We start from the raw sequence: 6,982 nt of genomic DNA on the forward strand, positions 1-6,982 counted from the left end.
TCAACGCGGCCCCCGCGCACGCGCACCCGGGGTCGCCCCTCTCCCCCGGCCGCCTCCGCCACCGCCTGCGCCATGTCCTCACCCCGCACTCCCACGAGAGCGCCGACACACTGGATCCGGCCCTGGAGTCCTCGGCCCGGGGCATGCGCGCCCTGTGGGTGTCACTCGCGGTGCTGGGCGCGACGGCCGTCGCACAGGGCGTGGTGGTCGCACTGTCCGGGTCGGTCGCGCTGCTCGGCGACACCGTGCACAACGCGGCGGACGCGCTGACGGCCGTGCCGCTCGGGATCGCCTTCGTGCTGGGCCGACGAGCGGCCACCCGTCGCTTCACCTACGGCTTCGGACGGGCCGAGGACTCGCGGGCCTGGCCGTCGTGCTGACGATCGCGGCGTCGGCGCTCTTCGCGGGATGGGCGGCGGTGGAGCGGCTGCTGCATCCGCGGCCCGTCGACCACGTCGGCGCCGTCGCCGTGGCCGCGCTGGTGGGCTTCGCGGGCAACGAGTGGGTCGCGCGCCACCGGATCCGCGTGGGCCGTTCGATCGGTTCGGCCGCGCTGGTCGCCGACGGGCTGCACGCGCGCACCGACGGGTTCACCTCGCTGGCGGTGCTGCTCGGCGCGGGCGGCTCCGCGCTGGGGTGGCGTCTCGCGGACCCCGTGGTGGGGCTGGCGATCACCGCGATGATCGCGCTGGTGCTGCGGGACGCGGCGCGGGAGGTGTTCCGGCGGGTGCTGGACGCCGTGGACCCCGCTCTGGTGGACCGCGCCGAACGTGCGGTGCGGGAGGTCGAAGGGGTGCGCGGGGTGGGCGAGTTGCGGCTGCGCTGGATCGGGCACCGACTGCGGGCCGAGGTGGCGGTCGTGGTGGACGGCGAGGCGACGGTGCGCCAGGCCCACGGGATCGCCGTGGCGGCCGAACACGCGCTGCTGCACGCCGTGCCGCGCCTGACGGCCGCGCTGGTCCACGCGGACCCGGCGCCGGCGCCGGGCGAGGACGACCCGCACCTGCTCCTCGCCCATCACGGAGCCACGCGGGTGCGGGGGTGACGGGTGTGCGCGCGTCCCGTCTCAGTGCGCGGGCGCGGGAGGGGGCACCGACACCGTCAGGACCATCCGCATCGGGCTCTCGCCGAGGTTGGCGTACCGGTGCGCGGCGTTGGCCTCGAAGGTGACGCTCGCACCGGCCGGCACGCGGTGCTCCGTGCCGTCCACGGTGAGGGTGAGCTCGCCGGCGGTGACATGGGCGATCTCCACGGTGCCGAGCGGGTGCGGGTCCGAGCCGCTGCTCTCGCCCGGCATCAGCAGCCAGTCCCACATCTCCAGCGGACCCGGCGCCTCGGCGCCCGCCAGGAGTCTGCTGTAGCTGCCCGCGTCGGTGTGCCACAGCCGCACGGCCTGGTCCGCGGGGACGATGCGGACCTTCGGGCCCCGCTCGTAGTCGAGCAGGGTGGTGATGCTGACGCCGAGCGCGTCCCCGATCTTGACGACCGTGCCCAGGCTGGGGTTGGTCCGGGCCTGTTCGATCTGGATGAGCATGCCGCGACTGACCCCGGCGCGCGCCGCGAGCGCGTCGAGGGTGAAGCCGCGCTCGGTGCGCCATCGTTTGACGTTGCGCGCCAGGGACTGGGTCAGCAGGTCGAGGTCCGACACGTCGCTTCCTGTTCCGCCCTTTTCCATCCGGTTCCGCCGAGAACCGGAGTCCATCATCATGGACGACAGAGTCCACTGTCCTGAACTACGGTGTGGTGTACCCGATCGTGCACCGAACTGTACTGCGAGGGACCCGTGACAGCACTCTTCGCCCTGTCCGCCAGCCTCCTGTGGGGACTGGCCGACTTCGGCGGCGGGCTGCTGACCCGGCGCGCCCCGGCCCTCACCGTGGTCGTCGTCTCGCAGTCGATCGCCGCCGTGGTCCTCGGCGGCGTCGTGGTCGTCACCGGCGGCTGGAGCGAGGCCGGCCCCCGGCTGTGGTTCGCCGTCGCGGCCGGGCTGGTCGGTCCGGTCGCCCTGCTCTCCTTCTACAAGGCGCTGGCGCTCGGCCCGATGGGAGTCGTCTCCCCGCTCGCCGCGCTCGGGGTGGCCGTGCCGGTCTGCGTCGGGCTGGCCCTCGGCGAGCGCCCGGGTCCGGTGCAGGTCACGGGCATCGCGGTAGCCGTGGCCGGGGTGGTCCTCGCCGGCGGCCCGCAACTGCGGGGTGCGCCGGTGCAGCGCCGGGCCGTGCTGCTCACGCTGGTCGCGACGCTCGGCTTCGGCACGGTGTTCGTGCTGATCACGGAGGCTTCCACGTCCGTCACCGGCCTGTTCCTCGCCCTGTTCGCACAGCGCGTGGTCAACGTGGTGGCGGGCGGAGCCGCGCTGTACGCGGCCGTGCGGCGCGGGGCTCCCGCCCTGCCGCGGGGCGGTCCGGCTCTGGCCGCGCTGCCGGCGTACGGGGCGGTCGGTCTCGCCGACGTCGCCGCGAACGGGACCTACGCCGTCGCCGCCCGGCTCGGCCCGGTCACGGTGGCCGCCGTGCCGGCCTCGCTGTATCCGGTGGTGACGGCCCTCGCCGCGCGCGGTTTCCTGCGCGAGCGGCTGCGCGCGGTCCAGGCGGCGGGCGCGGGCCTGGCCCTGCTCGGCACACTGCTGCCGGCCACCGGCTGAGGCGCGGCCGGCCACGGCCGCGAAAGGCGCAGCCGTGACCGTGCCCCGGCTCAGCTGCCGGGCTCCAACCGGGCCAGCTTCGCCACGGTCTCGTCGTCCAGCTCCGAGAGCGCGACCAGCTGGTCGGAGGTGACGCCGTCCGGTATCGGCACGGGCGCGGGGCTGCGCAGCGGCGGCTGCCAGCCCTCGGCGGGCGTCCAGCGCCGGACGACCCTGGCCGGCGCCCCCGCGACGACGGCATGGTCGGGCACGGTCCCGCGCACGACGGCGCCGGCCGCGACGACGACGTTGCGCCCGATGCGCGCCCCCGGCAGGATCACGGCCCCCGTGCCGATCCAGCACCCCGGGCCGATCTCCACGGGCTCCATGCGGGGCCACTGCTTGCCGATCGGCTCGTGCGGATCGTCGTAGGAGTGGTTGGTGGAGGTGACGTAGACGTAGGGGCCGAAGTAGCAGTCGCTGCCGATGGTGACGGTCGTGTCGGCGATCACGTGGCTGCCCCGGCCGAGGACCACGCCGTCGCCGAGGCGCAGGATCGGGTCCGGGCCGAGGTCGAGGTCGGGCATCAGACCGGCCGTCAGCGTCACCTGCTCGCCGACGATGCAGTGCGCGCCGAGGTGGATCCAGGGTTCGCCGAAGACGGTGCCGAGGGGAAAGGCGAGCCGGGTGCCGACGCCGATCGAGCCGAAGCGCAGGCGCCCCGGCCGCTCGGCGGTGACGGAGGCCGTGCGCTGCACCCAGGACCAGCCCGCGTGGACGGCGCGCTGCACCTGTCGGCGCCGCCATGATGAGAACGTGTTCTTGCGCTTCGGCACCCGCTCACCGTACTCAGCGCGCGCCGCGGCCGATGGCCCGAGCCCCTGTGATCTTCACCCCACCCGGTGGCGTACGGTGCCGGGAACGACGGGATCGGCGCTGCCGGTCGGGCACGAGGAGACGGTGATGACGCACAGGGCGCTGATCGTGGGCATCGGCGGCAGGGAACCCGAGATCCACGCGGAGGCGTTCGTGGCGCCGACCGCGTCGGTGATCGGGGACGTGACCCTGGAGGCGGGGGCCAGCGTCTGGTACGGGGCGGTCGTGCGCGGGGACGTGGAACGGATCACGGTCCGCGCGGACGCCAACATCCAGGACAACGTGACGCTGCACGCCGACCCCGGGTTCCCCGTGACCATCGGCGAGCGGGTCTCGGTCGGTCACAACGCCGTGGTGCACGGGGCGACCGTCGGCGACGACTGTCTCGTCGGCATGGGGGCCACGGTGCTCAACGGCGCCGTGATCGGGGCCGGTTCGCTCGTCGCCGCGCAGGCCCTCGTGCCGCAGGGCATGGAGGTCCCGCCGGGATCCCTGGTGGCCGGGGTGCCGGCCAAGGTGAAGCGGGAGCTGAGCGAGGAGGAGCGGCAGGGCGTGACGCTGAACGGCACGCTCTACGCGGACCTGGCCAAGGCCCACGGGGAGGTCCACGCGCAGAGGCACGGGAACATCCCGGAGTAGACGGGGCGTCGGCCGGCCCGGCGGCCGCCGCCCGTCCCGCCGCGGCGGCTACTCGGCGGCGACCGCCGGCTCGGCCTCGGCCTTCGCCTGCGCGCTGTCCTGCGCGGCGCGCTTGGCCTTGCGCTTGATGACGAGCATCGACGTCAGGCCGATCAGCACCGCGAGCACCAGCCCCAGCCAGGAGAACCGCTTCAGCCACGACTCCGCCACGACGCCCACGTAGTAGATGACGGCCGTCGTGCCGCCCGCCCAGGCGATGCCGCCGAGCAGGTTGGCGGTGAGGAACTTCCAGTAGGGCATGTGCAGGACGCCCGCGAGCGGTCCGGCGAAGATGCGCAGCAGGGCGACGAACCGGCCGAAGAAGACGGCCCACATGCCCCACTTCTCGAAGGAACGCTCGGCGGTGGCGATGTGCCCCTCGCTGAAGTGGCGGGGGAACTTGGCGCCCAGCCAGGCCAGCAGCGGGCGTCCGCCCTTGCGGCCGATGGCGTAGCCGATGGAGTCGCCGATCACGGCGCCGGCGGTCGCGCACGCGCCCAGGACGACCGGGTTCACACCGCCGTGCTGGGACGACAGCAGCGCGGCCGAGACGAGGACGATCTCACCGGGGAGCGGGATGCCGAGGCTCTCCAGACCGATGACCAGGGCGACCACGGCGTACACGGCGGCCGCGGGCACCGAGTCGAGCCATTCCTGCACGTGCACCGCGGGTTCCTCCCGTTTGACGCCCCGGCTCTGTCGCCCTTCCCCGGAAGCCTACCGGGTCGGCTCCGGCCGGTCCGCCCGGCGGGTGCGGCGTCCGACGGTCCCCCGGCAGAGCGCGGAAGGACGGAAGAAGGAGGGGCCACTCCCCTCGTGCGGCCCCTCCTTCGGCTTCGCGGCCCTCGCGGGTTCAGCGCCCCGGGGAGGCGCCCGCCTGGTGCACGATCCGGCCGAGCGCCTCCGAGGCGGCGGACGCCTCGGACACGACGGCCGGCGCGGGGAGGGCGTCGACCACGGTGGCGGCGACGGGACCGGCGGGCTCCGACGGGCCGGTGGGGTCGGCCGGGGCGGCCGGGGCGTCGCAGCAGCTCACCTGGGCGATCCTGGTCTGGAAACCGGGATCGGCCGGAGCCGTCCCGGCGGGCGCGGGAGCGCCGTCGGGGGCGGGGCCCGGGGTACCGCCGGGCGCGGGCGAGCCCGGAAGGGCCGGAGCGCCCGGGGTGTCCGGGGCATCCGCGGCGGGCGGGTTTGTCCGCTTGCGCACCTGCGGGCCGGGCGCTTCGGGCGCCGTCCCGGCGGTGTCGAAGACCCAGCGCTGTCCCGCCGAGCCGTCCCGCCCGGAGACGACGACCGACGCCCCCGCCCCTTCGGCGTCCCGGGCGACGACGAGTTCGTCGTCGCGGCGCAGCAGCAGCTCGCCCCGGACGGTCAGCTCGAAGAAGCTCTCGCCCGCGTGCACCAGGCACCGGACCAGGGAGGTCGTGCGCCGGCCGGGGTCCGCGGCCAGACACAGCGTGGGATCGGCGACGCTGCGCAGCAGCCCGTCCCGCCGGAACGACCACCGCTGGGAGGCGGCCGCGGAGCAGTCCGCCAGGACGAGCCCGACACCGGCCTCGACCCGGCCGCCCGAGGCGTCGACGCAGAGCGTCGAGTCCGGGCCGCGCAGGCTGCCGAGCGCGACCTCGGCGCCGTGGGAGGCGGAGGCCGCCGAGGGGGAGCCGGAGAGCGAGGGGGCGAGGGAGAGCGAGGGGGCGAGGGAGGACGAGGGAGCGCGGGAGCCGTCGGGCGTCTGCTGCCCGCCGCCGGCCGGGGTGCTGGTCCGGCCGACGGGCGCGCCCCAGGTCGCGCCGGGCGCGGGCGGGCCGTCGTCCGACCAGCCCTTGGCCACGAAGACGGTCGCGAGCAGTGCCAGGGAGGTCAGTCCGACGCCGACCAGCACGGTCTTGGGACGCCTGCCCGGCAGGTCGAGCAGGCCCGCGGAGGTGGTGCGGTGCCGGCCCCCGCCGGCGGCCGCGCGCGGCCCGGCCGGGCGGACCGGCGCGTCGCGGGCGTCGGCGCTCGCGCGTCCGGGGCGGGAGTCGAGATAGCGGCGGGCGCCCCAGCCGAGCACGGTCTCGGCGAGCAGCACGTCCAGTCCGCCGTCGAAATGGCTGAGCTGTTCGGCGGCATGGCGGCAGAAGCGGCAGTGCGCGAGATGGCGGCGGACATCGGGCAGGAGCGTTCCGCCGCGCCGCAGGGGAACGTCGAGGAGGCGGTTGTAGAAGCGGCATTCACTCGTCGGCGCGAGTTCCCGGTGGGCGCGCACACAACCCGCCCGCAATTGTTCCCGGGCCTGTTCCAGAGCGGCCGGCGCGGCGATGCCGTCGACCCCCGACAGACCGGCCGGTACGGATAGGGGTTCGGCCTCCACCTCGGTGTGCCACAGAAGGCATTGCGAGGCGGACGGGAGCAACTGGAAAGCCCGTTCGGCCAGTTGCCGCCTTTCGGCGGTCACCGGGCGCGCGGCGCGCAGTCCGCGGCCGCCGACGGTTTTCCGCAGTTCGGGCAGAACGGCGGCGACCCTGTCGGCGCCGGCCCATTCCCTGACGGTCTCCCGCACGGCGACGAGGAGTTGGGGGCGCAGGGCCCCGCCGGTGCGCCCGTCGGCCAGTCGGCCGAGCACGTCGTGGAAGGCCGCGGCGGCCACGAGACGGGCCGTGTCCTCGGTGCCGGCCAGGCAGACGGTGGCGTAGTCCTGGGTCGCCCGCCAGTGCCGGGCGAAGAGCAGCGCTATCGCGTGGGCGCGGCCGTCGGGGTCGGCCAGCCGGGCGACGAGTTCGGGATCGGAATCCCCGGGAGTCCAGCCGGGGCGAGGCGGGTGGGGCG

General features: G+C 75.4%; 6 protein-coding genes and 1 pseudogene. 3 read left to right on the forward strand and 4 right to left on the reverse strand.

All coding sequences use genetic code 11. The features are described from left to right. Positions 1-65 precede the first annotated feature (65 nt). Positions 66-1,045 (forward strand): annotated as a pseudogene (locus KMS84_RS37070) (cation diffusion facilitator family transporter). 21 nt (positions 1,046-1,066) lie between these two features. Here KMS84_RS37070 and KMS84_RS37075 read toward each other — a convergent pair. Then, on the reverse strand, positions 1,067-1,648 hold the full coding sequence (locus KMS84_RS37075) for a helix-turn-helix domain-containing protein (protein ID WP_256920951.1): 582 nt from the start codon (positions 1,646-1,648) through the stop codon (positions 1,067-1,069). Positions 1,649-1,783: 135 nt separating this feature from the next. On the opposite strand from KMS84_RS37075, the gene KMS84_RS37080 reads away from it, so the two are divergent. Next, the gene (locus KMS84_RS37080; RefSeq protein ID WP_256920952.1) at positions 1,784-2,641 is read left to right on the forward strand and encodes an EamA family transporter; all 858 of its coding nucleotides are present in this window, start codon (positions 1,784-1,786) and stop codon (positions 2,639-2,641) included. Between the two features lie 50 nt (positions 2,642-2,691). Here KMS84_RS37080 and KMS84_RS37085 read toward each other — a convergent pair whose 3' ends face one another. Further along, positions 2,692-3,456 carry an acyltransferase gene (locus tag KMS84_RS37085; RefSeq protein ID WP_256920953.1) on the reverse strand — a complete coding sequence of 255 codons (765 nt, stop codon included), beginning with the start codon at positions 3,454-3,456 and terminating at the stop codon, positions 2,692-2,694. A gap of 127 nt (positions 3,457-3,583) precedes the next feature. Between KMS84_RS37085 and KMS84_RS37090 the strand changes: the two genes are divergently transcribed. After that, positions 3,584-4,135, forward strand: coding sequence for a gamma carbonic anhydrase family protein (locus KMS84_RS37090; RefSeq protein WP_256920954.1), 552 nt, complete (start codon positions 3,584-3,586; stop codon positions 4,133-4,135). Positions 4,136-4,183: 48 nt separating this feature from the next. Here the strand turns inward: KMS84_RS37090 and KMS84_RS37095 are convergent, their stop codons facing one another. Both KMS84_RS37095 and KMS84_RS37100 read right to left on the reverse strand, forming a co-directional pair. Further along, complete coding sequence (locus tag KMS84_RS37095) at positions 4,184-4,840, reverse strand: DedA family protein (protein ID WP_256920955.1); 657 nt, start codon at positions 4,838-4,840, stop codon at positions 4,184-4,186. Positions 4,841-5,027: 187 nt separating this feature from the next. Beyond that, positions 5,028-6,982, reverse strand: a 1,955-nt coding sequence (locus KMS84_RS37100; RefSeq protein ID WP_285894433.1) for an RICIN domain-containing protein, incomplete at its 5' end; no start/stop codon positions are given.

Origin of the sequence: Streptomyces hilarionis, from assembly GCF_024539675.1 — a bacterium.
Taxonomy (GTDB): Bacteria; Actinomycetota; Actinomycetes; order Streptomycetales; family Streptomycetaceae; genus Streptomyces; species Streptomyces hilarionis.

Excerpts from the sequence above, each read along its gene's own strand:
- KMS84_RS37090 (WP_256920954.1), top strand. The coding sequence starts at position 3,584 with ATGACGCACAGGGCGCTGATCGTGGGCATCGGCGGCAGGGAACCCGAG.